This window comes from Rhodococcus sp. T9N, from assembly GCF_024436645.1.
In the GTDB taxonomy this organism is placed as follows: Bacteria; Actinomycetota; Actinomycetes; order Mycobacteriales; family Mycobacteriaceae; genus Rhodococcus_F; species Rhodococcus_F qingshengii.
Genome location: NZ_JAMSKS010000013.1, coordinates 24,768 through 51,430 on the forward strand (window position 1 = coordinate 24,768; position 26,663 = coordinate 51,430).

General features: G+C 61.8%; 29 protein-coding genes and 2 riboswitches. Of the genes, 12 read left to right on the top strand and 17 right to left on the bottom strand.

Features of this window, described 5'->3' with window-relative positions:
* Positions 1–2 precede the first annotated feature (2 nt).
* The 8 genes from M1L53_RS20530 to M1L53_RS34895 all read right to left on the bottom strand — a co-directional run bounded on the left by M1L53_RS20530 (position 3) and on the right by M1L53_RS34895 (position 6,657).
* Positions 3–1,640, bottom strand: coding sequence for an ABC transporter substrate-binding protein (locus M1L53_RS20530; protein ID WP_003944291.1), 1,638 nt, complete (start codon positions 1,638–1,640; stop codon positions 3–5).
* A gap of 137 nt (positions 1,641–1,777) precedes the next feature.
* Positions 1,778–1,882 carry a putative leader peptide gene (locus M1L53_RS34890; RefSeq protein ID WP_019749498.1) on the bottom strand — a complete coding sequence of 35 codons (105 nt, stop codon included), beginning with the start codon at positions 1,880–1,882 and terminating at the stop codon, positions 1,778–1,780.
* Positions 1,876–1,970: riboswitch (SAM riboswitch) on the bottom strand. Its footprint overlaps the gene before it by 7 nt.
* A gap of 17 nt (positions 1,971–1,987) precedes the next feature.
* A complete protein-coding gene (locus tag M1L53_RS20535) occupies positions 1,988–2,578 on the bottom strand; it encodes a GNAT family N-acetyltransferase (protein WP_039972708.1) in 591 nt (196 codons plus the stop codon).
* A gap of 8 nt (positions 2,579–2,586) precedes the next feature.
* Entirely contained in the window at positions 2,587–3,696 is a 1,110-nt protein-coding gene (locus tag M1L53_RS20540) for an FAD-dependent oxidoreductase (RefSeq protein ID WP_054186918.1), read from the bottom strand.
* 10 nt (positions 3,697–3,706) lie between these two features.
* The gene (locus tag M1L53_RS20545; protein WP_007726832.1) at positions 3,707–4,678 is read right to left on the bottom strand and encodes an ABC transporter substrate-binding protein; all 972 of its coding nucleotides are present in this window, start codon (positions 4,676–4,678) and stop codon (positions 3,707–3,709) included.
* A 34-nt stretch (positions 4,679–4,712) separates the two neighbouring features.
* Positions 4,713–5,498 (bottom strand): amino acid ABC transporter ATP-binding protein, encoded by a 786-nt coding sequence (locus M1L53_RS20550; RefSeq protein WP_020968833.1) that lies wholly within the window; start codon positions 5,496–5,498, stop codon positions 4,713–4,715.
* Entirely contained in the window at positions 5,495–6,469 is a 975-nt protein-coding gene (locus M1L53_RS20555; RefSeq protein WP_003944440.1) for an amino acid ABC transporter permease, read from the bottom strand. Before M1L53_RS20555 ends, M1L53_RS20550 begins: the two co-directional genes overlap by 4 nt.
* A 110-nt stretch (positions 6,470–6,579) precedes the next feature.
* Entirely contained in the window at positions 6,580–6,657 is a 78-nt protein-coding gene (locus M1L53_RS34895; protein WP_350318888.1) for a putative leader peptide, read from the bottom strand.
* Between the two features lie 7 nt (positions 6,658–6,664).
* Positions 6,665–6,759, bottom strand: a riboswitch (SAM riboswitch).
* Between the two features lie 199 nt (positions 6,760–6,958).
* On the opposite strand from M1L53_RS34895, the gene M1L53_RS20560 reads away from it, so the two are divergent.
* From M1L53_RS20560 to M1L53_RS20595, 8 genes are all read left to right on the top strand, one after another.
* Positions 6,959–7,726: a sulfite exporter TauE/SafE family protein gene (locus tag M1L53_RS20560; protein WP_003944404.1), complete on the top strand. Its 768-nt coding sequence runs from the start codon at positions 6,959–6,961 to the stop codon at positions 7,724–7,726.
* Between the two features lie 37 nt (positions 7,727–7,763).
* Positions 7,764–8,579 carry an HAD-IIA family hydrolase gene (locus tag M1L53_RS20565; RefSeq protein ID WP_003944345.1) on the top strand — a complete coding sequence of 272 codons (816 nt, stop codon included), beginning with the start codon at positions 7,764–7,766 and terminating at the stop codon, positions 8,577–8,579.
* A 289-nt stretch (positions 8,580–8,868) separates the two neighbouring features.
* On the top strand, positions 8,869–9,426 hold the full coding sequence (locus M1L53_RS20570) for an alternate-type signal peptide domain-containing protein (protein ID WP_047269467.1): 558 nt from the start codon (positions 8,869–8,871) through the stop codon (positions 9,424–9,426).
* A gap of 4 nt (positions 9,427–9,430) precedes the next feature.
* Entirely contained in the window at positions 9,431–9,997 is a 567-nt protein-coding gene (locus M1L53_RS20575; protein ID WP_054186917.1) for a hypothetical protein, read from the top strand.
* Positions 9,994–10,647 carry a signal peptidase I gene (locus M1L53_RS20580; RefSeq protein WP_054186916.1) on the top strand — a complete coding sequence of 218 codons (654 nt, stop codon included), beginning with the start codon at positions 9,994–9,996 and terminating at the stop codon, positions 10,645–10,647. Before M1L53_RS20575 ends, M1L53_RS20580 begins: the two co-directional genes overlap by 4 nt.
* Positions 10,631–11,233: a SipW-dependent-type signal peptide-containing protein gene (locus M1L53_RS20585; RefSeq protein ID WP_054186915.1), complete on the top strand. Its 603-nt coding sequence runs from the start codon at positions 10,631–10,633 to the stop codon at positions 11,231–11,233. The genes M1L53_RS20580 and M1L53_RS20585 overlap by 17 nt, the downstream gene beginning before the upstream one ends.
* Positions 11,234–11,238: 5 nt before the next feature.
* Positions 11,239–12,840 carry a signal peptidase I gene (locus M1L53_RS20590; RefSeq protein WP_198165710.1) on the top strand — a complete coding sequence of 534 codons (1,602 nt, stop codon included), beginning with the start codon at positions 11,239–11,241 and terminating at the stop codon, positions 12,838–12,840.
* Positions 12,840–13,436, top strand: a complete 597-nt coding sequence (locus tag M1L53_RS20595; RefSeq protein WP_047269470.1) for an alternate-type signal peptide domain-containing protein — start codon at positions 12,840–12,842, stop codon at positions 13,434–13,436. Before M1L53_RS20590 ends, M1L53_RS20595 begins: the two co-directional genes overlap by 1 nt.
* A gap of 43 nt (positions 13,437–13,479) precedes the next feature.
* Here M1L53_RS20595 and M1L53_RS20600 read toward each other — a convergent pair whose 3' ends face one another.
* The 3 genes from M1L53_RS20600 to M1L53_RS20610 are packed head-to-tail and all read right to left on the bottom strand — an operon-like array spanning position 13,480 to position 15,600.
* A complete protein-coding gene (locus tag M1L53_RS20600) occupies positions 13,480–14,703 on the bottom strand; it encodes an O-succinylhomoserine sulfhydrylase (RefSeq protein WP_172403504.1) in 1,224 nt (407 codons plus the stop codon).
* Positions 14,700–15,128, bottom strand: a complete 429-nt coding sequence (locus M1L53_RS20605; protein WP_007726822.1) for a rhodanese-like domain-containing protein — start codon at positions 15,126–15,128, stop codon at positions 14,700–14,702. Before M1L53_RS20605 ends, M1L53_RS20600 begins: the two co-directional genes overlap by 4 nt.
* Positions 15,129–15,174: 46 nt before the next feature.
* Positions 15,175–15,600: a hypothetical protein gene (locus tag M1L53_RS20610; RefSeq protein WP_007726820.1), complete on the bottom strand. Its 426-nt coding sequence runs from the start codon at positions 15,598–15,600 to the stop codon at positions 15,175–15,177.
* Positions 15,601–15,830: 230 nt separating this feature from the next.
* Between M1L53_RS20610 and M1L53_RS20615 the strand changes: the two genes are divergently transcribed.
* Positions 15,831–17,228 carry an FAD-dependent oxidoreductase gene (locus tag M1L53_RS20615; protein WP_003944405.1) on the top strand — a complete coding sequence of 466 codons (1,398 nt, stop codon included), beginning with the start codon at positions 15,831–15,833 and terminating at the stop codon, positions 17,226–17,228.
* A 109-nt stretch (positions 17,229–17,337) separates the two neighbouring features.
* A complete protein-coding gene (locus tag M1L53_RS20620) occupies positions 17,338–18,177 on the top strand; it encodes an amidohydrolase family protein (RefSeq protein ID WP_223304639.1) in 840 nt (279 codons plus the stop codon).
* On the opposite strand, the gene M1L53_RS20625 is transcribed toward M1L53_RS20620, so the two are convergent.
* From M1L53_RS20625 to M1L53_RS20650, 6 genes are all read right to left on the bottom strand, one after another.
* Positions 18,081–18,563: a DUF456 domain-containing protein gene (locus M1L53_RS20625; protein ID WP_007726816.1), complete on the bottom strand. Its 483-nt coding sequence runs from the start codon at positions 18,561–18,563 to the stop codon at positions 18,081–18,083. The genes M1L53_RS20620 and M1L53_RS20625 overlap by 97 nt on opposite strands.
* Positions 18,560–19,795 carry a formate-dependent phosphoribosylglycinamide formyltransferase gene (purT, locus tag M1L53_RS20630; RefSeq protein WP_003944342.1) on the bottom strand — a complete coding sequence of 412 codons (1,236 nt, stop codon included), beginning with the start codon at positions 19,793–19,795 and terminating at the stop codon, positions 18,560–18,562. Before purT ends, M1L53_RS20625 begins: the two co-directional genes overlap by 4 nt.
* A gap of 40 nt (positions 19,796–19,835) precedes the next feature.
* Positions 19,836–21,341, bottom strand: coding sequence for a GGDEF domain-containing protein (locus M1L53_RS20635; protein ID WP_218960350.1), 1,506 nt, complete (start codon positions 21,339–21,341; stop codon positions 19,836–19,838).
* Positions 21,342–21,581: 240 nt separating this feature from the next.
* Positions 21,582–21,728 (bottom strand): hypothetical protein, encoded by a 147-nt coding sequence (locus M1L53_RS20640; protein WP_007726811.1) that lies wholly within the window; start codon positions 21,726–21,728, stop codon positions 21,582–21,584.
* 362 nt (positions 21,729–22,090) lie between these two features.
* Entirely contained in the window at positions 22,091–22,213 is a 123-nt protein-coding gene (locus tag M1L53_RS20645; RefSeq protein ID WP_019749478.1) for a hypothetical protein, read from the bottom strand.
* A gap of 210 nt (positions 22,214–22,423) precedes the next feature.
* Positions 22,424–22,546 carry a hypothetical protein gene (locus tag M1L53_RS20650; RefSeq protein WP_003944443.1) on the bottom strand — a complete coding sequence of 41 codons (123 nt, stop codon included), beginning with the start codon at positions 22,544–22,546 and terminating at the stop codon, positions 22,424–22,426.
* Between the two features lie 320 nt (positions 22,547–22,866).
* Here M1L53_RS20650 and M1L53_RS20655 point away from each other — a divergent pair, with 320 nt between their 5' ends.
* Complete coding sequence (locus M1L53_RS20655) at positions 22,867–24,600, top strand: ABC transporter ATP-binding protein (protein WP_021333951.1); 1,734 nt, start codon at positions 22,867–22,869, stop codon at positions 24,598–24,600.
* Entirely contained in the window at positions 24,597–26,663 is a 2,067-nt protein-coding gene (locus tag M1L53_RS20660) for an ABC transporter ATP-binding protein (protein WP_003944426.1), read from the top strand. Before M1L53_RS20655 ends, M1L53_RS20660 begins: the two co-directional genes overlap by 4 nt.

Sequence of the window (26,663 nt, forward strand, 5' to 3'; positions counted from 1 at the left end):
GATTACTTACCCGACAACCATGCGTCGTAGAACTGCAGGCGCGAGGAGGCTTCGAAGTTCAGGTCCTGCACACTCGATCCGGCGCCGATGGCCTGCGAGAGCTCGATGGTGGGGATGGAGAGTCCACGGTCGAGGATCAATTCCTGTGCGGTGGATACCAGTTCGCCGCGTTGGCCGTTGTCCGTGGCTGCAAGCTGGTCTGTGAGTACCTTGTCGAGCTCCGGATCTGCGCCGCGACGGTTCAGGTTGCGGCCTTCGGTGCTGAACGATGCCCGCAAGATGTCGGCGTCCGCGCGAGTGCTGTTGTAATACAGCGAATCGTAATCACCCGATACTCCCTTCTCGGTCCATTCACCGTTCGAGACCAAGTTGAGCTGCAGGTCGACGCCGACCTTCTTGAGCTGCTGCTGCACGAGCTCGAGGATGGCCTGGTTACCCGAGAACACCGGACTGAAGGTGACGCTGAAAGTGAGCTTCTGCCCGTCCTTCTCGCGGATACCGTCGCTGCCGGTCTTCCAACCAGCCGCGTCGAGGAGTTTCGCCGACTTGTCGGCGTCGTACGTCACGACACTGGATTCGTCGCTGTAGAGCGGAGTGGTGTGAGCCAGCGGGCTCGTGGCCGGGAAGAACGACGGATCCAGAACGGTGTCGACGAGTTCTTGGCGGTTGATCGCGGGAATGATGGCCTGACGAACAGCCTGATCAGCGAGAACGCCGCGACTGACGTTGGGCTGGAAGAAGAAGCTCACACCCGGGTTCGGCCTTGTGAGGATTCGTCCACCCGCGCCCTCGATTTGCGGCGCATCCTGCGGAAGCGCATCGCTGACCGCATCGAGCTGGCCGGAGGCCACGCTGCCCGCCCGCACACCGGATTCGGGAACCACCGTGAAGTCGACGCCATCGAGGTACGCCTCGCCCTGATGCGCGACCGCATCCGAGGCCCAGTTGTATCCCGCACGCTTGGCGATCTTGACGCTCTTGTCCTGCTGCCAGTCGGTGTACACGAACGGTCCGGAGGCGATCACCGCTGCACCGGGGCAGCGCTGCTCGGATGCCAGCGCGGTGGTGGAATCGGCGAGGATTCCGAGCTGTGGCGTCGAAGTTGCTTGCAGGAACTGAACATTGGGTCCGGAGAAATTGATCTTCGCCGTGTGAGCATCTACGACGTCGGTACCGGTGTACGAGGACAGGTAACTCTTCGCCAACGACGCGTTCGGTCCCAGGTTCTTGACCGAGTCGAAGGTCTTCTTCACCGAATCCGCCGTCACCGGTGTGCCGTCACTGAAGGTGGCGTCGTCGCGAAGGACGAACGTGAAGCTCGCGGCGTCGGGGCTGATCTCCCAGCTCTTGGCGAGCCACGGGGTGATCTCTCCGGTGTCGGGATTTTGATCGGTAAGCGAATCCACCACTGTCCGAGTGACATACACGGTCTGGTTACTGCCGGCCTGGGCCGGATCGGCGCACGTCGGCGCCTGCGACAGACCGTAGCGAAGGGTTCCGCCGGACTGGGCGGGGCCTGCGTCGGCAGCACTGTCACTCCCGCTGCTGCAGCCGGCGAGGACGGTGCCGAGAACCGAGACAGCACCGATACCGGCGATTACGGTCGCGCGTTTGCGGGCACCGAATGAGGGCGAAGACACCAAGAACTCCTAAAGAGGCATGCCGAAGAGCGCACCCGTCGCCTGAGACGAGAAAGGCGATCGAGCACGAATCACTTGTGAGAGAAGAGAAAACAGACTTGTCGACGACTCGCCTGAGTGTGAATGACTGACCGAGGTCAGTTGGTACAGAAAGATCCCGCGGTGCGGCACAGGTCTACGTGACGACGCGACCAGGCGGTATCGAAACCGCCTTCGACTGCCTTCATTTCGTGTTCCTCCATCGGTCCTGGCGGTAGCACCCGCACCCGATCACTCGGGGGGTTGCTGCGACTTCAATGAGCCAGGTCTCTCGGTCGCTCTGGATGGTCGTTCGCAAGTCTACGAGGTTAAACCCGGGTGTTGTCAACCCGGTCGGTAGGAATTGCTGCTCGAGTCACATTTTCGAGGACCCGAAGTTGTTTCTCGAACGGGTGGATGCCCACCTCTTCGGGCGAGAGTGACGCGTCGTAAAGCGGTGTGTATCCACTGGACAGATACAGCGCGACGGCCTCGGGTTGCCGAGGACCCGTCGTGAGAAACACCCGGTTGTATCCACGAAGTTCGATCTCTCGTTCCAACTCGCGAACGACGGCCTTGCCGAGGCCGCGCTTCCGATGGTCGACCGATGTCCAGATTCTCTTCAGTTCGGCAGTGGTGGAATCGAATTGACGAAACGCACCACCGGCGATCGGCAGACCGTCGTGGGTGAGCACCAGAAGCGCACCCTGCGGGTAGGCAAATTCTTCTGCCGGATACGTCGTGAGATCCTCGAGCATCGCTTCGTGAGTCCCGCCGTAACGCGAACTGTATTCGAGTGCCAACTCCGCGATCAGTGGAGCTGCCAAGGGATCGTCCTGCGATACCGAATAGACCTCTACCGCTCCGACACCCTCGAGCTGTCGAGTTCCGAGCTCCAGTGCCACAACACTTTCCTCCATGAATCTGGTCAACGCTCCCCCAGCCTGAAAACTTCCGGAGCGAGGGTGGTTCCGTCGACGAGGTCCGCCACAAGTTCACCCAGGGCCGGACCGAACTTGAACCCATGCCCCGAGAATCCCGCTGCCACCGTGACGGCGCCGACTCGGTCGATGACGAAGTTACTGTCCGGCGTGCTCGTGTACAGGCAGGTGAGCGACTCGACACGGGTGGTGTCGACACCGGGTAACCACGACTCGGCGTACTCCACCAATCGCTGCTCTCCGTCGACACCAGGGGTGTAGTCACGGGTCTGCGGAGTCACCACCGGCCCGGTCGCGTGTTCGCCGATCTTGATCCCGTCCTCGGAACCGAGCCCGTAGATCCCCGCGGTCTCCAATTCTGCGCCGGTGTGGTGAACGAAACTCGGCCACTCGACTCCGGGATCGAGCGGTGCGAAGTGTGCCGGTTGTTCCTGTGTCGTGCGCAATGTCGGCAGTACGATCTCGGAGCCGAGACCGCTGTCTGCGATCAGATCTGCAGTCCACGCACCGGCCGCGATCACGACCTGACGAGCTGCGAGCGTTCCACTGTCCGTCACCACGTCCACGCCGTAGGACGCCCGCGCGAGTGCCAACACCCGAACATCGTGACGGACCTCGGCGCCCGCAAACACCGCTCCTGCCTTCAGAGCGGTCACTGCGCGGTCCGCGTGCAACCGGCCTGCGTCGGGATGATGGAGCACCGTGGTGTCGAATCGCAGCCCCGGCCAACGGGCGGACGCCTCGGCAGGAGTGAGGATCTCACCCTTGATGCCCGCCTCGCGAAGTATCTTCGCCTTGGACTGCACTGCCTGCGGCAGGCCGTGATCAACGGCACCGGTGAGTTCCAGGAACCCGATGTCCGTCGTGGTCTCCAACTCCCGCCACAGCGGCAGCGCGCCGGCCGCCAAACCTGTGTACCGGTGATTGTCGTAGGCCTGCCGGTAGATACGCGAAGTACCGTGCGACGCACCGTGCTTGTGACTCGGCCCGAACTGTTCCAACTGAATGACGCTACGTCCGCGTGCCGCGAGCCGCCATGCGGCGGAGGACCCGACGAGTCCTCCGCCGATGACGATCACATCGAGAATCTCACTCATGGACGAGAGCTCACTTGGTCTTCGGAAGGCCGGGCGGGTTGATCAGGGACGTGTCGACGGCTTCGCTGGTGATGTTCCAGCGCTCGAGGATCTGCTGGTACGTGCCGTTCTCGATCGTGTGGTTGATCGCGTCGTTGATCGCCTTGATCAGGCCGTTGTCCTTCTTCACCAGCACCGCGATCTGCCCCTGCAGGGTGTCGCCGGCCCCGGAGAACTCACCGACAACCTCGGTCTCCCCCGACTGCTTGGCGTGGAACTGCGATGACGGGTTCGGGCCGAAGTAGGCGTCGATCCGGCCGGACTGCAGCGGGAGGTAGTAGTCGGTGGTGTTCTGGTAGTAGGAGATGTCGGTAGGCGCCAGGCCGGCCGCGACGTTCTGCTCACTCCACTTGACCAGCAGCGCTTCCTGATTGGTGCCCGAGGAGACGGCGATCTTCTTGCCCGCGACGTCCTTGGGTTCCTTGATGGAGATTCCGGCACCCTTCTTGGCTTCGAAGGCGAGGGTGTCGAGACGGTAAGTCGCGAAGTCGTACTTCTCCTTACGCTCTTCTGTGACAGTCACATTGGAGAGGAAGGCGTCGGCCTCACCGGAGTCGATCCGGACGAAGTTCTGTGCCCAATCTGCTGTCTGCAGGTCGACCTTCAAGCCGAGAACGTCACCGATCAGATAGGCGAAGTCGGTCTCGGAACCGATGAGGGTGGTGTCGTCGTCGGCGTAGAAACGGAGCGGCGGAGCGGAACCGGCACTACCGGTGACGCGCAGCGTGCCACGATCGCGGATGTCCTGAGGTAGCTCGGCGGCGATGGAATCCACCTTGTCGGTGGTGATGCGGTTCTGATCGGCCGTGAGGTTGTAACCCGCAGCAGCCGTGACCTGGGCGCCGTCGGACTCGGCGTCCGCGCTGCTGCATGCAGCGCTGAGCAATCCGACGGTGGCAAGCGCCGAGATCAGAAAAGTCGCGCGACGGGATGTGGAGAACATCAATTTTTCCTTCCGGGAATGAGTCTGGGTCGCGTCAGAGGACGCGGGAGAGAAAGGCTTTGGTCCGTTCGTGGACCGGATTGTCGATCACCTGCGAAGGCGGGCCCTGTTCGACGATGACGCCGCCGTCCATGAAGACCGCAGTGTCCGCCACTTCCCGAGCAAATCCGACCTCGTGTGTGACGATCACCAAGGTGGCGCCGTCACGGGCCAGCTGAGCGAGGACTTCGAGAACCTCGCCCACCAGTTCCGGGTCGAGCGCCGACGTCGGCTCGTCGAAGAGAATGACCGCCGGCCGCAGTGCCAGCGCTCGCGCTATCGCGACGCGCTGTTGCTGGCCACCGGAGAGTTGGCGCGGATACTCGTCCGCCTTGTCGCCTACCCCCACTCGCTCGAGCAGCGCGCGGGCCTCGCGGTACACCTCGTCACGATCACGCTTCTGGGCCGAGAGCGGCGCTTCCACCACGTTTTCCAACGCGGTCAGGTGCGGAAACAGGTTGAAGTTCTGGAACACGAATCCGATGTGCGAACGCTGTTTCAGGATCTCGCGGTCACGCAGTTCGTGGAGTCGATTTCCCTTGCGCCGGTATCCGATCAGCTCTCCGTCGATCCGTACGGTTCCGCGGTCGACCTTCTCGAGGTGATTGAGGGTTCGCAGCAAGGTGGACTTACCGGAACCCGACGGACCGAGAATGACGGTCACTTCGCCCTTGCGGACCAGGAGATCAACGCCGGCAAGTACTTCCAGCGTGCCGAAGGACTTGTGAATTCCGCGCGCTTCGACGGCATACACCGTCTCTTCGGCCAGTTCTGCGGTCATCGGGTCGCACCTCTCGGAATATCGAGACGCGCATCGCGAATCTCTTCGAACTTCTTGCGCGCCTTCTGTACCGGAGTCAACGGAAGCGCACGGGCGGATCCTCGTGCATAGTGGCGCTCCACGTAGTACTGACCGATCGAGAGCAACGTCGTGAGGATGATGTACCAGATCGTGGCGACCATCAGCAGGGGCACGACTCGTCCGTTGCGGCCGAAGATGACCTGCACCTGGTAGAACAGTTCGGCGATTGCCATGGTGGAGACGATCGACGTTCCCTTGAAGAGTCCGATGACCTCGTTGGCGGCGTTGGGGAGGATCGCTCGCATTGCCTGCGGGAGAACGATCTTGAAGAACTGGCGACTGCGCGGAATACCGAGCGAGTGAGCAGCTTCGATCTGACCGTGATCCACCGAGATGATTCCGGAGCGGATGATCTCGGCCGAGTATGCAGCCTGGTGCAGCGCCAAACCGATGACTGCCGCGGTGAATCCGCCGATCACACCGCTGACCTGGAAGGTGAAGAACTCGGGCCCGAAAGGTATTCCGAGAGAAAGCGTCTGGTACAGGTATGTGATGTTGAACCAGAAGAGCAGCTGCACGATGAGTGGAATCGAGCGGAAGGCCCAGATGTAGGTCCAGGCGATCACCTGCAGGACCGGGTTTTTCGACAACCGACCGAGTGCCAGGAAAACACCGAGACCGAATCCGAGGATCGTCCCCCACAGGGTCAGTTTGATCGTCATCCACAGCGCGGCGAGCACTGATTTCGCGGTGAAGTACTGCGCGAACGTCGGCCAGTCCCAGCCGGGGTTGACGACGAGCCCGTGGATGAACTGAGCAAGCAGGACCAGCACGACCGCACTGATCACCCAGCGCAGCGGGTGCCAGGTGCGAGCGACGACAAGCTCCGAGTCGGGTAGTTGCGACTCGGACACCGACTTTTCGGGGCGGACATCGGTGGGCGCGCTCACGGCGCGCTACCTGACGGAGTGGACATCACGAATAGACCTTTCGGGGAAATGGGAACGCAGCTGTGTCCTCGAGTTGGTGTGCTCGAGTTGCGAAGACGACGAGAGTTCGGTCAGCGACAGTGACACGAAGCGGTGCGGCACAGATCGATGTGACGTCGCTTGTGCGCAGCGTGCGAAGTGGTACCCATGTGATGCCTTCCATCGGTCCTGGCGGTAGCACCCGCTCCCGATCACTCGGGGGGTTGCTGCGACGTCGACGAGCCAGGTCTCTCGGTCGCTCTGGATGGTGAGCAAAGACTAGACGCGAAATGTCGAGTCGTCAAATGTTGTATTTCCCTGCACTGCAAGGGAAATGAAGGGTCCACGATGTTGAAATCGCATTGATTCCAACGGTGTCCGAAGCCGCGTTCGGCGTGTTGAATGGAGCGTTCGAATGAAGACCGGGACCGCCGTCCGGACTGACTTTTCCTCTGCCGTACCGTCTGCGGAGTGAGTGGACTCGACGCTTTCTTCATCTTGTTGGCCGGTATCGGCGCGGGCGCGATCAACGCCGTGGTCGGCAGTGGAACGCTGATCACGTTTCCCACCCTGGTCGCCTTCGGCATGCCGCCCGTGACCGCAACCATGTCCAACGCGGTCGGGCTCGTCGCCGGCGGAGTTTCGGGTACCTGGGGCTACCGACGTGAGCTGTCCGGACAGTGGGACCGACTGAAGTGGCAGATTCCGGCGTCCCTCGCCGGAGCACTACTCGGTTCGTGGTTGCTCATGCACCTACCCGAGAAACTGTTCGAGACCATCGTTCCGGTGCTCTTGGTCCTCGCTCTCGCGCTCGTCCTCCTCCAACCACGCATCCAGGCGTGGGCCAAGAAGCGTTCCACCGAAGAAACGACGCTGTCCACCAAGAGGCTGATGCTCCTGACCGCCGGCACTTTTGCAGTCGGCATCTACGGCGGATACTTCACTGCCGCGCAGGGCATCCTTCTCATCGGTGTGATGGGTGCCATCCTCCCGGAAACCCTCCAGCGCATGAACGGCGCGAAGAACCTGCTGTCGCTGCTCGTCAACATCGTTGCAGCAGGGATGTACATCACTCTGGCATTCGATCAGATCAATTGGGCAGCAGCCGGTTTGATCGCCGTCGGCTCACTCGGTGGTGGCGTCCTCGGCGCCCGCTACGGACGGCGCCTGTCCCCCACTGCATTGCGCTACACGATTGTCGTCGTCGGCCTGATCGGCCTGTGGCGCCTTCTCGCTTGACCGCCCACATCGGGCGCCACCCGCACATACTGGAGTAATGACCAGTACAGAAGATCAGACCGGTTGGACCTACCTCATGGACATGGACGGGGTTCTCGTCCACGAGGAGCACTTGATACCTGGAGCGGACACGTTCCTGGCAGAGCTGGCGTCGAACGACATCCCGTACATGGTGCTCACCAACAACTCCATCCGCACCCCGCGTGACCTGCGAGCACGCCTGCTCAATTCGGGACTCGACATCCCGGAGAAGTCGATCTGGACGTCAGCGCTCGCAACCGCGACGTTCCTGGCCAACCAGCGGCCAGGCGGCAGCGCCTACGTGGTCGGCGAATCGGGCCTGACCACTGCCCTGCACGACATCGGTTACGTCCTGACGGACAGCGACCCCGACTACGTCGTCCTCGGCGAGACGCGAACGTACTCCTTCGAGGCAATCACCACCGCCATTCGCCTGGTCGAGCGTGGATCGCGGTTCATCGCCACCAACCCGGACGCCACCGGGCCGTCGCGTGACGGCTCGCTGCCGGCCACCGGCTCGGTCGCGGCACTCATCACCAAGGCAACCGGACGCGATCCCTACTACGTCGGCAAGCCCAACGCCTTGATGATGCGCTCAGCCCTGCGGTCCATCGGCGCTCATTCCGCCAATACGTTGATGATCGGCGACCGCATGGACACCGACATCGTCTGTGGCCTCGAAGCCGGACTGCAGACGATTCTGGTGATGACCGGGATCTCGACCCGCGCGTCGGTAGAGCTCTATCCCTACCGCCCGACCATCGTCCTCGAGTCGGTCGCCGATCTTGTGGGAACAACAACCGATCCATTCCGTAGCAACACAAACAATTGATTCAAATTGCAAAACAAAACCGAAACTCGGTAATTAACTGGTAAAAACAGCAGATTTGCCAAGTTCCGACTCGTCCGCTTTGTCCAACTGAACAAACCAACGGTTTTATTCGCACCAAACTTACAAACGAGTAGTTAGACGCAGGTCAAAGATCATTTCGACACCGAGTGACAGTTGGACTCCAGTCGTAAAATTGATTTTTCGAAAAGTGGTAACGAATCGTTTGCCGTGTCTGATACTCATGTCTGAATGGCCCCATTTCGGGTCCCAGACATGAAATGAGATTTTCATGAAGAAGCAGACCAAGGGTGCGATCGCTGCTGCGGCGGCCGGTGCCCTCCTCCTCGGCGGTGCCGGCTCGCTCGCAGTCTGGAGCGATTCGGCCGACGTCAGTGGCGGCGGGCCCGTCACGTCCGGCGCCCTCGACCTGAGCTCTTGCGCACCGGTCGGTGGCGGGTGGAACTCCCTCAACCCGACGAAGACCGCGATCACCAACATCTCGGCTTACCGAATAGTCACCACCGAGAGCATCGAATACACCTGCGACGTCACTGTGACCGCAGTGGGCGATCGTCTCGCGGCTGTTCTGACCGCTGATACGGCCGGAATCGTTCCGGGTGCGAACAGCGCCGAGCTTGCCGCTGCTGTCGTGCCCGTGACGACAATCAAGGACACTGGCGGCAACCCGATTTCGCAGATCACCAAAGCCCAGAACGGAACGATCGTCCACGTCGGAGTCCGGCTGAACTTCAACGAGGTGGCCAATCAGGTCGCGCAGAACCAGTCGCTGAACTTGTCGGCGATGAAGTTGGTCGTCACTCAGACAGCACTGACACCGGCCCCGTAATTTCATGAGGAAAAAGGTCTGGGGAGCGATCGCAGTCGCGGTGGCTGCTGTAGCGGTGTTTGCATCGTCACAGCAGTCGCTCGCGCTGTGGTCCGATTCGGCGAGCGCGAATGGCGGTACGGCGACAGCCGCCAGCGTCAACCTCACGGTTGGTACATCTGCCGGAACCAGTGCGGCGTACACCCTGGCGAACTTGACGACGGCCGCGACGCCCGTTGTCCCGGGAAACACGGTGCAAGCACCGCTCACCGTCAAGAATTCGGGGGCTGATCCTCTGCAATGGCGAATGCAGTCGACGACCGCATTTACGGGATTCACGTTGACCACGTACGGAGTCGCCAACGAAGGCGCCTGCCCTGCCGGCGTCAACACCGCGGCTCCGGCAGTGACCCCACTGACGTCCGGATCGATGAATGCATCGCTGCAGTACCCGGTTTCACCGGCGTACATGCCGAGTCCGCTGGTCTCAGGCGGTACGTACATTCTGTGCTTGCGACTCACGGTAGGCGTCGGGGCGGTCTCAGGTGCAACAAGCACCACGACCTTGACCTTCCAGGCAGGTCCGGTATGACAAAACACTCCACGAAGCGCACCGATCGCACCGATCGCACCGGCCCACTCTGGTGGATCACCTCTATCGTCAGTTGGACACTGCTGCTGGCAATTTCGGCAGTCATCGTCGCAACCATTGTCGTTCCCTTCTTTGCCGGAGCACAGCGCTTCACGATTCTGACCGGTTCGATGCGCCCGACGTACAACCCTGGATCACTGGTAGTCGTCAAACCTGTCGATCCGTCCGAACTGGGGATCGGTACACCTATTACGTACCAGCTGGAATCGGGTCAGCCGACCGTCGTCACGCACCGGATCATCGCCACAAGTGAAAACCAGAAGGGTGAAAGAACTTTCATCACCCAGGGCGATGCGAACGGTGAGCCTGACGAGAAGGAAGTACGGCCGGTGCAGATCCGGGGAAAGGTCTGGTACAGCCTGCCTTATCTCGGTTACGTGAACACCTGGCTGACGGGAGAGCAGCGCACCGTGATCGTGGTGATCGTAGTGACCGCTCTACTGCTGTACGCGTCGTACATGATGATCAGCGGCATCCGTGACGGCCGGAAGGAGCGAGCTCGAGCCCGATTCGCTCCTGACCCTGCAACTTTCGCGCCCGCAGACTCCGCCCAGATCGAGAAAGGCCAGCACGATGCCCTCGCGCCCTGACCGTCCGGCCCACCGGATTCGTCACCTGTTGACCAGCACGCGTTTTCGCGCGCTGCTCGCACTGGGGATGGTGCTTGGCGTCGGCGGTGTGACCACGCTCGCGGCCTGGACGTCTTCCGCCACGGCAACCTCGGGCAACATCACGACGGGTTCCATCAATCTGCAGTTGAACAGCATTGCCCAGCCCATTCTGACCAGGTCTCTGAATTTCAGTGAGCTTGGCAAGTCCGGAATGATTCCCGGCGATTCGAATACCGCTCTGATCAAGGTCAACAACCTGGGCACAGGGACAACTGTCCCGCTGAAGTACACGATCACGTCTACGAGTAGTGGTGCGTTGACGACCTCTCTACGAATGACGGTTTCCTCCAACGGAACTGTTGCCAACAAGTGCACTGACGGCGCCAACGTGGTGTCCTCGCTCGCGCTGACACTCACCGCGAATCAAGCCATCGGTAGCCCCGACCGCCCACTGGTGGTCGGGGCTACCGAGAATTTATGTGTCTCGGTGCAGCTTCCGACAACACCGACACCGCCGACGAACAGCACGTCGAACATCGTCCTGACCTTCGCGGCAAAGGTGTGATGGCAATGGCCCGACACACGAAAAAACATGCAAAGGCCTCGATGCCGAACCGGGTACGGGAAGTCCTACTCAGTCTGGGAGCCCTCGCAGGCTTGGTATCCATCATCATTTTCATCGCCGGTCTGGCTTTCGGTATCACCCCGCTGATCTTTCGGAGTGGATCGATGTCACCCACGATCGATACCGGTGCTCTCGCATTCGCGCGCACCGTGCCTGCTTCGGAAGTGCTGGTCGGTGACATCGTCAGCGTCTCCGACAGCCAAGGCACGCGCATCACCCATCGTGTGGAATCAATAGATCAGCAGGGCAACAACCTTGCCGTCGCACAACTGCGTGGTGATGCAAATCCGATCGCCGATCCCGATCCCTACGTCATCACCGAAGCCGATCGCGTCTTCTTCAGCATCAACCGCCTCGGCTACGTGGCAGTCTGGCTGTCCGGACCGAGTGGGCTTGTGCTTGGTGCGATTGCCGTCGGCGGGCTCCTGTACATCGCGTTCCGTCGACGTGAGGCTTCCGACGCGGAGGAACCTCAGCGGGATCGTCAGGACATACGCGGCGACTCCCATGCCCTCAAGGCCATCGTCGCCTTGGCTACGGTCGGTCTCACGGTGGTCGGTGTGTCCCAGATCGGTGGTACCAAGGCGGGGTACACCGACACAGCCACGGCAACAAGCATTCAGTTCGGCACTGCTGCAACCTTTCCCACGTCGCCAAGCACAGCCAGTTGCGCGGTGAATTTTGCGCTCGTTGTTCCGGTCGCGGTGACAATCACCTGGCCCGCGACTGTCGGAAGCTCATACCGTCTAATTGCCCGCGATAGCAACGGATCCTTGTTGGGATCGAATGACTACACCGCAACGTCTACTACAGGCTCCATGAGATACGGCTCGGGCGGTACAACAGTCGCGTTCCCGCTCATAGTCGGCACCTACAACATCGAAATCCATGGACTGAGCGGCACGTCGGTCACGCCGTCGTACTCCGGCTACCAATTCAGCATTCTCGTCGGCCTGCTCTACTCGTGTGGCGGTCCGATCAGCGGGACATCTGCTCTCAGTCGATCGGCAGCGCCGGCACTGGCGGCAGACGCTCCGAGCACTCCTACTACGGCCGTCACTTCCACGACCGCCTCATCCACCACGCCCACCACGACATTGGCGCCGGCTGTGACAACCACCAGCACAACTGCACCGTCGACAACCACCAGCACAACTGCACCGTCGACAACCACCTCGTCACCGGCTACAACTACGGCGCCCCAGACGACGACCGCTACAACGACAACGACAACGACAACGGTGCCACCAACTACGACCACCCCGAGCGAGGTTCCCGTCGACGCCCCGGCGACCACGACCGGTCTCAGCGCCCAGAAGCTCTCGACTTCCACTGGAACCGTTGTGTCCGTGTCGAATTCATCAGGTACTGAAGTCTATCGAGGTACCGTCGACAGCGACGCTGTCCTGCATTGGCTCACCGGTACCGATCAGCTATACGTAATCACCCCTTCCGGAGTCGCCGTCATCGACACGTCAACGGGAGTCTGGGCCGAATCTCCTACCCCGAGCGAACTGCCGGACGAGATCAAGGCGCTGGTGCCGTGATGAGAAAGACAACGAAAGCTGCCATGGCAGTTGCCGCGGCCGGAGCCGTATTGCTCGGCGGTTCGGGCACATTGGCGAAGTGGACCGACAGTGCGACCCTGACAAGCGCCGCTGTCCAGTCCGGGACCCTGGATCTGGGAGCGTGCGTGACCACGAGCGGCGGGGGCTGGTATTCGCAGGTCTACGTCAACGCGCCCACCAATCCGAATCCACTCGTATATATCCCGGACATCACTACCTACCGGCTCAAGCCCGGATTCAACTACACGTATTTCTGCGATTCGAAGGTGATGGCCACCGGCCCACGTCTGAAAGCGAACGTGACAGTCGACAAGACCAAGTTGAGCGGCGGGCTCGCAGCCGCCAACATCGACCTTCGCACGTACGTCACGGATCAGAGCAACAATCTGCTGTACGACAGCACAGCACCGACGCCGAACCTCATCGCGGTCACGTCGGCGCTGAACAACACCAATCTGACGGCGCAGGTGTTGTTCACGATCTACCCCACCGACACGACAAGCTCAGGTCTCACACTGAATACGACGGCGTTGACGATCGACGTCAAACAACTGGGTCTCACGCCCGCACCGTAGAACGCCTTGCCGTCGGAAGTTCGAGGCAAGGCGCTCCAGCGATTCAGCCGAGTGCTCGCTTCAGATCAGCCAACAGATCAGCCGTGTCTTCGAGCCCGACGGACAGACGGACAACGCCGTCTGTAAGACCCACTGCTGCACGGCCTTCCGGACCCATGGCCCGGTGCGTTGTCGTGGCGGGGTGAGTGATCAACGACTTGGAATCTCCCAAGTTGTTGGAGATGTCGATGACGCGCAGACCGTTGAGAACCTCGAACGCCCGCTTCTTGCCCTCTCCGTCAGGCGCATCGAGCTCGAACGTGACAACCGTTCCGCCACCGCTCATCTGAGACTTCGCGAGCTCGTGCTGCGGATGCGACGTCAGGTACGGATACTTGACCCACTTGACGCCGGAGTGTCCTTCGAGGAATTCGGCGATCTCGAGTGCCGAAGCCACGGAGTGCCGAATACGGACCGGCATCGTCTCCAGGCCCTTGAGCAGAGTCCACGCATTGAATGGACTGAGCGCAGGACCGGTGTGCCGCATCAGTTCTCGAACGGGACCGCTGATGTATTCTTCGGTACCGAGGATCGCGCCACCAAGCACGCGGCCCTGACCGTCGATGTGCTTGGTGCCGGAGTACACCACGACGTCGGCGCCCAGATCGAGGCTGCGCTGCAGAAGCGGCGTCGCGAAGACGTTGTCCAGCACTACCTTTGCACCGGCTGCATGAGCAAGCTCCGACACCCGTCGAACGTCGACGAGAGATTGCATCGGGTTGGACGGAGTCTCGAAGAACACTGCCGTGGTAGGCACGGACAGCGCCTCTTCCCACTGCGCGTTGTCCTCACCGTCGACGAAAACAACCTCGACCCCCCAGCGCGGAAGGATCTCGTTGCACACCACGAAGCAGGATCCGAAGAGGCTGCGCGCGGCAACCAATCGGTCGCCGTTCGCCAACAGTGCGCCCAACGCCGTGAAGACTGCCGACATTCCGCTGGCCGTCGCAAAGCACGCTTCTGCACCTTCGATGAGACGCAGACGCTCTTCGAACATCTTGACGGTCGGGTTGCCGTAGCGGGAGTAGACAAAATGATCCACCTCGCCGGTGAAGGCTTGTTCGGCGGCTTCTGCACTCTCGTAGACGAATCCGGAGTTGAGGAACAGCGCTTCGGAAGTCTCCTCGAACCCGGTACGCATCAGTCCGCCGCGAACACCGAGAGTGCCGAGACCGACGTCGTCCGGCAGCGCCCGTTGAAATGCGCCACCCTGGGGAATTCCGCTCACTGCTGCCTCCACGGCAAGCCGATGGCCCGCCAACCTACAAGTCCGCGATGTCCGTCGGCACCCAATGCGCCTTCGAACCCGTCGAGCACGTTGTACGACGGGCCGATGCCCGCCGCAGTCGCAGCTTCCGCCGCACCGATGGAACGCTGTCCGGATCGACACAGGAAAATCACCGGACGCTCCGACCCGGAGGAATCAGCAGTGATGCCGGCTTCCTTCAACTGGTCGACGAAGTTGTCATTGCGCGCGCCGGTCGGGTGGCTCACCCATTCGATCAGTGCGGCCTGCTTGCCGAGGGAGGACACATCGGGGACACCGACGTACTTCCACTCCGCATCGGTCCGCACGTCGACCAGCACGGCGTCGGGGTTTTCGCGGAGCAGCTCCCAGGCTTGCTCCGGCGTCAGATCGCCTGCGTAACTCACGTAGTCCATGTTTTCACAAGACTGCCGTGAGCGCCTGAGCGGGCCGTCAGTTGCAGACGACCCAACGGTTGCCGTCACGGGTCAGGGCCCAGGTCGAGACTCGCTCGCCCGCTCCGCCACCGGTGATCGTCACGTCGGCCCGGGCGCGATCGCCGTTGACCGCGACCCCGTCCACACCCTTCAGCTCGACCGTCCCGTCGACGCCGGCCATAGGACCGTTGCTCGAATTGAAGCTCGCGCAGGTCAGGGTCTTGATCGTCTCCGCGTCATTCCGATTCTCGGCATCGACGTAGTCGGTGACGGAGCGGCTCACGCGGTCCGACTCGGTGACGTTCTCCTCGGCCGGCGAGATCCACGATGCGACGAAGATTCCACCCAGGATCAAGGCGACGATGGCGACAGCCAAGAGGAACGGCCCCGCAGACGCCTTCTTGCCATCGATGTTGTCGGATTCGCGCAGCTCGTCACTCATAACGCCAATAGTCCCCCACAACTTGAAATTGTGGCCCGTCAAGGATCAGGCCCCTACCCCGGATACCCGAGACAACAGGAGAATGGGAGGAAAGAATAGGTTTACCCACAACCGATCGAGTGAGAGTGTGGATCCGTTCGGCCGCAACCGAGGCACTGTGCTTAGGTTCGGCTAAATTGGATACTTGTCGATATGTTGTCCGAACTTCGAAGAAGGTAGCTGTCCTCACGATGACTGACTCCAACCGCCCACTCCGGGTCGCGATCGTCGGCGCCGGCCCCGCCGGCATCTACGCCGCCGACGCCCTCATGAAATCCGACACCGCAGTTTCCGGCCGCGGCGTCAGCATCGACCTCTTCGAGCGCATGCCCGCGCCCTTCGGCCTGATTCGTTACGGCGTCGCGCCTGATCATCCGCGCATCAAGGGCATCATCACCGCCCTGCACAAGGTGCTCGACAAGCCTCAGGTACGCCTGCTCGGCAACATCGACTACGGCACCGACATCACCCTCGACGACCTGCAGTCGTTCTACGACGCGGTCATCTTCTCCACCGGCGCCAACGCCGACCGTGCGCTCGGCATCCCGGGCATCGAACTCGACGGCAGCTACGGCGCGGCCGACTTCGTCTCCTGGTACGACGGCCACCCCGACGTACCGCGTACGTGGCCGCTCGAAGCCGAGAAGGTCGCCGTCCTCGGCGTCGGCAACGTTGCCCTCGACATCGCCCGCGTTCTCGCCAAGACCGGCGACGAACTGCTGCCGACCGAGATCCCCGCCAACGTCTACGAGGGCCTCAAGAACAACAAGGCCGTCGAGGTTCACGTCTTCGGACGCCGCGGCCCGGCCCAGGCCAAGTTCACCCCTCTCGAACTGCGCGAACTCGACCACTCGCCGACCATCGAGGTCATCGTCGACCCCGAGGACATCGACTACGACGAGGGTTCCGAGCAGGCTCGCCGCAACTCCAAGCAGGTCGACATGGTTGCGAATACGCTGCAGGACTGGGCAATTCGCGACGTCGGAGCCCGTCCTCACAAGCTGTTCCTGCACTTCTTCGAATCTCCCACGGAGATCCTCGGTGAAGACGGTAAAGTCGTCGGCCTGCGCACCGAGCGCACTCAGCTCGACGGCACCGGCAACGTCAAGGGCACCGGCACGTACAAGGACTGGGATGTCCAGGCCGTGTACCGCGCCGTCGGTTACCTCTCGCAGAACATCACGCAGTTGCCGTTCGACGACCAGGCCGGCACCGTCCCCAACGACGCCGGACGCGTCGTCGCCGACGACAACGCCGAGGGCGCAGCCCGGTTCATGCCGGCCACCTACGTCACCGGCTGGATCAAGCGCGGCCCCGTCGGCCTCATCGGCCACACCAAGGGTGACGCCAACGAAACCGTCGCGAATCTTCTCGAGGATTCCGTCGACTTCGCGGGCGCCGCGAACCCCGACGAGAACGCAGTCATCGAGTTCCTCGAAGGCAAGCAGGTTCCGTACACGACCTGGCAGGGCTGGTACCGCCTCGACGCGCACGAGCGCAGCCTGGGCGAGCCCGAGGGCCGTGAGCGCATCAAGGTCGTCGAGCGTCACGACATGCTGAAGGCATCCGAGCCCGACCGCGCGAACTGAGTGCGCGGAAGTAACTGAACAGAAGCCCTCCACCGGCCCGACGCGACCCAGGTCACATCGGGCCGGTGGTGTGTGCAGGGACCCAGGGCAACAGGGCAAAATAGACCCCGTGTTTGACGCCCATGTGCATATCATCGACCCGCGCTTCCCGCTGGTCGAGAATCACGGGTACCTGCCTGAGCCCTTCACCGTGGCCGATTACCGGGCCCGGATTGCCTCGCTGAAGGGCCTCAGCGTTGACGGCGGCGCGGTGGTGACCGCGTCGTACCAGGGCAATGACCAGGAATACCTGAAAGCTGCCTTGTCCGAACTCGGTGAAGGCTGGGTGGGCGTCACTGCTTTGCCGCTCGATGCGACGGATGAAGACATCGTTGCTCTGGACGCACTGGGAGTACGTGCCGTCCGGTTCAACCTGCGCCGCGGCGCCACCGACCTGCGTCTGCTCGCCGATCTCGCCAACCGCGCTTTCGATCTGGTCGGCTGGCACGCCGAGTTCTACGTCGATGCCACGCTGTTGCTGTCGTTGGAACCGGTCTTCGCCAAATTGCCCGCGGTGAGCATCGACCATTTGGGAATGTCCACCCGCGGACTGCCGTATCTCCTCAACCTCGTCGACCGCGGAGTGCGCGTCAAAGCCACCGGGTTCGGCCGCACCACCATCTCCGACGTCAGCGATGTGCTGCGCCAGATCCACGCGGTCAATCCCGCTGCGCTGATGTTCGGCACCGATCTACCCGGCACACGGGCACGTCGAGCGTTCGAGGTCCACGACCTGGACGTGATCGCCGACGCTGTCGGCGACGACCTGCCCGCGGTCATGTGCGACAACGCCCGCTCCTGGTACCGCTGCGCTCAGGTGAACGCAACGGCTCCCAGCCACAGCCCCGCCGCGATCAGCGCTCCGAACAGTTCCACCAGCATGGACAATCCGACTGCCTTCACCGCGTGAAGCGTCGACGACCAAGCGATGTCGTAACGGCGCAGCCGCGCTAGTTCCGCGAAATACGTTCCGACGATGAATCCGAGGAACAACCCCACGACCGGAATCACGAAGAACCCGATGATGCCGACGACGCCGCCGACCACCACCGACAGGTTGGGCACTCCCCCGGACTTCATCCGCTTGCCCGGCCACGTGTACTTCACGATCCCGGTGACCACCAGTGCCAGCGTGGACAGCGCGAACACCGTCCACGCCGTGGCACCACCGGTCATGATCGCCCACACCAGAATTGCACCGAAAACGAGAAGCGTCCCCGGGAGAATCGGAACGACGACACCGATCAGACCGACCAGGATGACCAGCCCGACGAGGACCTCGGCCGCTGGACTCATCCGACGGGACGCACCTTCGACGCAGCCTCGCGAGCACGGTCGCGTGCAGTAGGCACATCGGCGGCCGTCGACACTGCAACACCCATGCGACGACGCGTGAAGCTCTCCGGCTTGCCGAAGAGCCGCAGGTCCGTCTCGGGAACCGCGAGCGCCTCGGCGACGCCGTCGAATCCGATCCCCTTTGCCTCCACTCCGCCGTAGATCACTGCCGATGCTCCCGGAGACGTGAGCGTCGTGTCGACCGGCAAGCCCAGGATCGCGCGGGCATGCAGTTCGAACTCCGAAAGTCGCTGCGTCCGCAGAGTCACCAATCCGGTGTCGTGCGGCCGTGGGCTCACTTCGGAGAAGAAGACGTCGTCGCCCTTCACGAATAGCTCGACGCCGAAGATGCCTCGCCCGCCCAGAGCCGTGGTCACCTTCTCGGCGACGTCTCGGGCCGAGGCGAGGGCAACCGCGGACATCTGCTGCGGCTGCCACGATTCGATGTAGTCTCCGGCCTCCTGCAGGTGCCCGATCGGTTCGCAGAACGACGTCTCGACCTGACCGCTCTCACCGACGGCTCGAACTGTCAATTGCGTTATCTCGTAATCGAAATCGACAAAGCCTTCGACGATCACCCGGCCGTGATTCACACGACCTCCGGCCATCGCGTAATCCCATGCGGCGTCGAGATCTTCGGCGGATCGAACCGTCGACTGTCCCTTCCCCGACGAGGACATGACTGGCTTGATGACGCACGGGAAACCGATTCGGTCTGTCGCTGCCTGCACTTCGGCAAGCGAGTCCGCGAAAGCGTACGGCGAAGTGGGCAGGCCCAACTCCTCGGCCGCGAGCCGACGGATTCCCTCACGGTTCATCGTGAGCTGGGTGGCTCGGGCGGTCGGAATGACCACCGCACCCCCGCGTTCTTCGACGAGTGCAAGCGCATCCGTCGCGATGGCCTCGATCTCGGGAACCACGAAGTGAGGCTTTTCCAACTCGATGACGGCAAGCAGTGCTTCCGGATCGGTCATGTCGACAGTATGAGCACGATGAGCCACCTGGTGCCCAGGGGCATCGGGATACCGATCCACCGCAATCACTTCGACGCCCAGACGCTGCAGCGCGATGACAACTTCCTTACCCAACTCGCCTGATCCCAACATCATCACGCGGATGGAGTTCTCGGTCAGTGGGGTTCCGAATCGGAGCGGAAGCGTCGGCAAGGGCGAAGGCGTCGAATCAAGCTGCATGGGTGCGACTATATGCCAATCCCGATGCAGGTCAGCGCGGTTATCGGCCGTCCACCACACCTTCGTGGCCAAATCCTCGCCGGATCGTTCGGGGTACCGCAGGTTTGCGATAGGTGCGGGTGGCAGTATCCGGCTCGGAATTCCGTTGCGGCACGGTGTCGTTGCCGACGCGGTGCACTTTCACGAGGTTGCGCCCAGCACGCTTGGCGTCGTACAGAGCCTCGTCTGCGACGCTCATGAGGGTCGACAGCGCCGGCGTCGCATGATCGACCCACGCGACGCCGACGCTGACGGTGCTCGTCACATCTGATTCGGCCGAGTACTCGACTTGCGCGCCGCGGACCGCCTCGGCGACATCGATTGCTCGCGCGTAGCTGCAGTCCGGAAGCAGAACGGCGAACTCCTCGCCGCCGAGCCTTCCGATCAGATCGCCGTCCGACAATCGGTCAGCGGCCCGCTCGGCGAAGTTCGCGAGAACGCTGTCACCGGTCATATGTCCATGCGTGTCGTTGATGCTCTTGAAGTGGTCCAGGTCGAGCATCAGCAGGCCGACCGGAGATTGTGTGCGAGTCGCGTCGGCAAGTTCCGCTTCCGCGTGGCCGAGGAACGCACCACGCGAGAGGACCCCGGTCAGATGGTCGAATTCGACGGCAAGGAAGAGCTCACGCTCGGCAGCACGGCGTTCCTCGGTCGCACAGGCAACCGCTATCGGCCCCAACGCGATCAGTGTGACCGCTATGGATGTGATGACGTCCTCGTTCCACGTCGAGGCGGCTTGATCTCCGATGTCGAGTCGACCGCTACCCGCCATCATGAGTGACCACACCGACCAGACCACTGAAACGAAGGCAGTGCTCGGAACCGAGATGCGAGTGGCACACCAGAGGAGAGCTGGAATCGGCAAGACCAGCGCAATCGGCCCTTCGATACTGAGGGCGATCGGCACGCAGGCTGCAGTGGCGAGTAGCGGAACGCTCAGAGCGGCGACAGTTCTGGCGGTCAGTTTCCTGCGGAACTCGGCAAGGCTCGACGGGATGGTGAGAGTGAGAATGAGAGGAAGGATCAGCAGGTACGCCATGACCTCGGTGGCACCCCAGTGGAAAAACGTGTCGGCAAAGGACTGACCGCGTAAGAGCCGGTCCAAGGCGCCGGCCGTGGCCGCGGTACCAGTCGCCGCGACGAACGAAACGAAGACCATCCATACCAGCGACTGCGAATCGACCAATCGGAACGGTGTGCGCTTCAAGTAGTACAGAACGAGAACACCGAGCGTCACTCCGGCGAGGTTGGCCCCGTTCAGCTGCAGGGCAAGCGACAGCGAGTTGCCCGTAATCAGGTCAGCGCAGACGTATCCGACGGCCGCGGCGATCCACGTCCGCCATTCGATCAGGACCGGCCATCTGACCATCATTCCCAGCAGAATGGCGTTGGCGCACCAGAAAGTCGCGAGCAAACCTGGTGGGCGCGTGAGGATGCCGATCAACGATGCCGCAAGTACGACGGCCAGCACTAGGAGAAGGCGCAGAAAGCGACTCGTCCCTACCATGCGTCACCTCGCGGTCGGCTACCTCTGAATTCGGGAGCACCGGACGTCGCGGTGACCGTATGCCGATGTCGTCGAACCATCGTACGCAGGTGCTGCCACTCGCAGTTCTGTGTTCACATGCCAAAACGGCAGCTGCGACCATCTCCGCAAACGCGAGTGCCCTCCGGCCACGACAGTGGACAGAGGGCACCTGCATGCAATCCGATCGGCAGAGCCGAATGGACCTGCCGGAAGGGATGACTACTCGGCGGATCCGCTGGACAGACCCGAGAGTGAACCGGTGGACGAGCCCTCGCCCTTGCCGGACAGCGATTCGGTGGGAACGGACTTGAGGAAAGCTCCGAGCGCGGTGAGCAGGGGTCCGAGGGTGCTGAGTGATCCGAACATAGGAGGTTCTCCTGTATGTGAGGTGGTGTGATGTTCCAGCGCCATTCCGGCCGCAGGCGGTGGCCGAGATGGTTCGGGAACTTCTGCCGCACGGATGGCTGAACCGCCCCCCGAACAACATCCCGAGCTGTGATGTAGCGCACTTACTTGGCGCTGCCTGCATTTATAGACCGGCTTTCCACACTTGTCTAGCTACCTAATAGCTATCAATGCAGACTTTCAGGCACACCTTTACGGATAATTGCAGTTCAAAGCGCAAATCCACCCTCTATAATGTCCCATAATGTGATTTAGCTCACAGTGAAAAGCCGAAAAGTGTGACCCGCAGACAACTGCGAGCCACACTTTCGGACAAACTGGACTTACTTATCGGCCGCCGATCCCGTCCCAGGGGTGAGAGAGCCACCACCGAGTGCCGTGAACAGGTCCTTGAGCACCGGAATGAACGTCTTGACGACGCCGCTGAAGTCTTCGAATGAACCCATGTCGGGCCTCCTTTTGTCGGAATGCAGTTGAGATGAAGTGAGGACCGAGAACTACTCGGCGGCCGAACCGGCCGAACCCGAGCCGTCTGCCGATCCCGCGTTCAACTTGGTCACGAATGCAAGAACGCTCTTGAGGAAGGCGTCGAGATTCTGAATCGAGGTCATGCGACTACTCCTGTGTTGTTTCGGAAGATTTCTCGAGGTCGAACGTCAGGAGTTCGAGCTCGCGGTGTCCAGCCCCTGAAGGGTTTTGAGCATGTTGACCAGGGGCAGAAGCTGGAGAATGCCCCAGCCCATACCGTTGGCCTTGAGGAGGTTTCCGAGGGATCCCATATGTGACTCCTTGCATGAATATCTATGACGCGGCGCACGTTTTGTTCGCTGCACGTCTTTGTAGCCAAGCTAAATACGTACGTCCAGTTTGTTTCTGTTCAATCGAAAACGTGACACATTGGATGAATATGTAAACCTGCAGTTCAGGTGCTGTGACCTGAATCCAATCTCGAATTCGAGTGTGTTCGAGATCACAGTCAATTAGGACAAAAGGATGCAATCGTCAGAGTCGGTGCCAACCTCGACCGCGATCTGTCATACCGTGTGCGTGTGATCAATCGCGAACGAGCGGCAACCGAGGCAACTCACCGGGAACCGTCGTGCTAGCAAAACTCCTCAAGACGTACCTGCCGCCGTACCGCTGGTTGCTTGCCGGGGTCCTCGCACTGCAACTCTTCGGGGCCATCGCGTCGTTGGTCCTCCCCACACTCAACGCGCGGATCATCGACGACGGCGTCGCCCGAGGCGACACCGGATTCATCATGTCCACCGGCGGGATCATGCTCCTGGTCTCGCTTGCGTCGATCATCGCGTCGGTCGCATCGACCTATCTGGCTGCAAAATCGTCGATGGGCTTCGGCCACGACGTTCGAGGCGCCTTTTACAAGGCAGTCGGCAGTTTCTCGGATCGCGAATTCAACAGTTTCGGTGCGCCGACGCTGATCACACGCAACACCAACGACGTCCTGCAGATCCAGGCCCTGGTCATGCTGACGTCCTCGATGCTCGTCAGCGCCCCACTTATGTGCATCGGCGGCATCATCATGGCTCTGCGCGAGAACCTGCAGATGTCCTGGCTCCTGACGATTTCGGTACCACTGCTCGGCATCACCGTCTCGGTCGTGGTGGCCAAGCTGATCCCGCATTTCCGGACGATGCAGACGCGGATCGACAACATCAATCGATCACTGCGCGAACAGCTCACCGGTATGCGTGTCATTCGCGCCTTCGTTCGCGAACCCGACGAAACGATCCGCTTCGACAAGGCCAACAAGGAACTGACCGACACTTCGCTCCTCATCGGCCGGTACCAGGCGGTTCTGCTGCCCACCGTCATGTTGATCGCCAACCTGTCGAGCGTCGCGGTGCTGTGGTTCGGCGCGCATCTGGTCGATACCGGAGACATGCAGATCGGCCAGATCAGCGCCTTCCTCGCCTACGTCATGCAGATCCTGATGTCCGTGGTCATGGCGACCATGTTGGCCGTCGTGATCCCCCGCGCGGCCGTGTGTGCCGACCGCATCACCGAAGTGCTCGACACCGAGCCAACCGTGCCCGCGCCGGCCCAGCCCCTTCGCCCGACCAGCCCCTACGGCGTTGTCGAGTTCGGTGGAGCCGGATTCACGTATCCGGGAGCTGAAACGCCGGTCCTGTCGAATGTCTCGATGCGATGCATGCCAGGAACGGTCACCGCGATCGTCGGCAGTACCGGTAGTGGCAAATCGACCCTCGTCTCACTCATCCCCCGACTGTTCGACGTCACGGCCGGCGCCGTCTTGGTCGACGGCTTGGACGTCCGTGGCTGGGATCAGGACGAACTCTTCGCCAACTTCGGATACGTGCCCCAGAAGGCCTATCTGTTCGCCGGCACGATCGCGAGCAATATCCGCTACGGAAACCCGACCGCCACCGACGACGACATCTGGGCAGCCCTCACCATCGCCCAGGCAGACGACTTCGTCCGGGAGCTGTCCGACGGTCTCGAGTCACCGATCGCCCAGGGCGGCGGCAATCTCTCGGGCGGACAAAAACAACGTCTCGCCATCGCCAGAGCGGTGGTCCGCAGACCCCGGATCTTCGTCTTCGACGATTCGTTCTCCGCTCTCGACATGCATACGGACGCCGCGGTCCGACGCGAACTCCGGACGGTTTCGACTCATTCGACGGTCATCATCGTGGCTCAGCGCGTCGCATCCATCATCGATGCCGACCAGATCATGGTCCTCGAAGACGGTGCGCCGGTCGGCCTCGGCGACCATCAGTTCCTTCTGGCCAACTGTCCGACGTACCAAGAGATCGTGGCTTCCCAGATTCCCGCGGAGATGAGCGCATGACCAGCCCGCAGGACCCGACATGGGGCGGCCCCAACAGCCAGTACTTCGACGATGCCCCGACGGTGGTGTTCGCCAAGATCCCGAGCGAACCTGAATCCGCGGACGGGGATGCGAAGTCGAGTAACCCCGAGACCCCCGACAAAGAGCCGAAGCCCGCGCTGACCGCGACTGACACCAAACCTCGCCACTTCAAGGCGACGATGAAACGGCTTCTCTCGCTTCTGCAGCCGCACAAGTTTGCGGTCTTCTGTGTCGTCGTTGCGACGATCGCCAGCATCGCGCTGTCGGTCGCAGTGCCGAAAATCCTCGGTCACGCGACAGACCTCATCTTCGCCGGGTTCATCGGCAAGAGCCTGCCCGCCGGACTGACCCGCGAGCAGGCCGCAGACGCCATCCGGGCATCAGGGAATTCGACGTTCGCCGATCTTGTCGCCAACTCGACCGACGTCGTTCCCGGTGTGGGTCTGAACTTCGACGCCATCGGCAAAGTCGTCATGCTCGCGATCGGCGTGTACTTGCTCTCGTCGCTGCTTGCCTGGTTGGAAGCATTCCTCCTCAACATCATCGTCCAGAAGACCATCTACAACCTGCGTGCCTCGGTCGAGGCGAAGCTTCACCGTCTCCCCCTTCCATACTTCGACAAGACGCCGCGTGGCGAGATCCTCAGCCGCGTCACCAACGACATCGACAACATCTCGTCGACGCTGTCGTCGACGTTGACCTCGCTCCTGACGTCGGTGCTCACCGTCCTCGGCGTCCTGACGATGATGTTCGTCATCTCTCCGATGCTCGCCCTGATCGCACTGATCGCGGTGCCGGTATCGGTGCTCCTCGTTGCCAGGGTCGCCAAGCGAGCACAGGTGTTGTACAAGGCTCAGTGGACCGAGACGGGCAAGATCAACGCGCAGATCGAGGAGAACTACAGCGGTCGCGACCTGGTACGCGTGTACGGGCATCAGGCCGAAGCCGAGCGTGAATTCGCCGAGCAGAACAAGAAGCTCCTCGACGCGTCCTTCGGCGCACAGTTCCTCTCCAGCCTGATCATGCCGGTCATGAACTTCGTCGGAAACATCACCTACGTGCTGCTCGCTGTGGTCGGCGCTCTCAAGGTCGCCAGCGGCAACATGTCACTCGGTGACGTTCAGGCCTTCATCGTCTATTCGCGCCAGTTCAGCCAGCCACTGACGCAGATCGCGTCCATGTCGACCAGCCTGCAGTCCGGAGCCGCGTCGGCGGAGCGGGTCTTCGAGCTTCTCGACGAACCCGAGCAGTCGCCCGACATCGACGTGCCGCTTCTCCCCGAGCCCGCCGGACGTCATCGCAACGTCGGTCACATCGAGTTCGAGAACGTCTCGTTCCGGTACGAGCCGGACAAGCCGTTGATCGAGAACGTGTACCTCACGGCCCGGCCCGGGCAGATGGTCGCCATCGTCGGGCCCACCGGTGCCGGCAAGACCACCTTGGTCAACCTGCTCATGCGCTTCTACGAAGTCGACTCCGGCCGAATCACTCTCGACGACGTCGACATCTCGCAGATGCGCCGCTCCGACTTGCGCAAGCACGTCGGCATGGTTCTGCAGGACACCTGGCTCTTCGGCGGCACGATCCGCGACAACATCGCATACGGCCGACTCGACGCCAGCGAATACGAGATTCACGAAGCCGCACGCGCTGCCTTCGTCGACCGCTTCATCCACACGCTCCCGGACGGGTACGACACCGTGCTGGACGAGGAGGCGTCGAACATCAGCTCCGGCGAGAAGCAGCTCATCACGATCGCTCGTGCATTCCTGTCGGAGCCGTCGCTGCTGATTCTCGACGAGGCGACGAGCTCGGTCGACACACGTACGGAACAGCTTGTGCAGCAAGCAATGTCCGCGTTGCGCGTCGGGCGGACCAGCTTCATCATCGCGCACCGGCTTTCGACCATCCGTAACGCCGATCTGATCGTCGTGATGGAGGCGGGCAAGATCGTCGAGCAGGGCACACACGACGAACTCATCGCAGCGGCGGGCGCGTACTTCCGTCTCTACAACGCTCAGTTCGAGGGTGCCGCCGTCTAG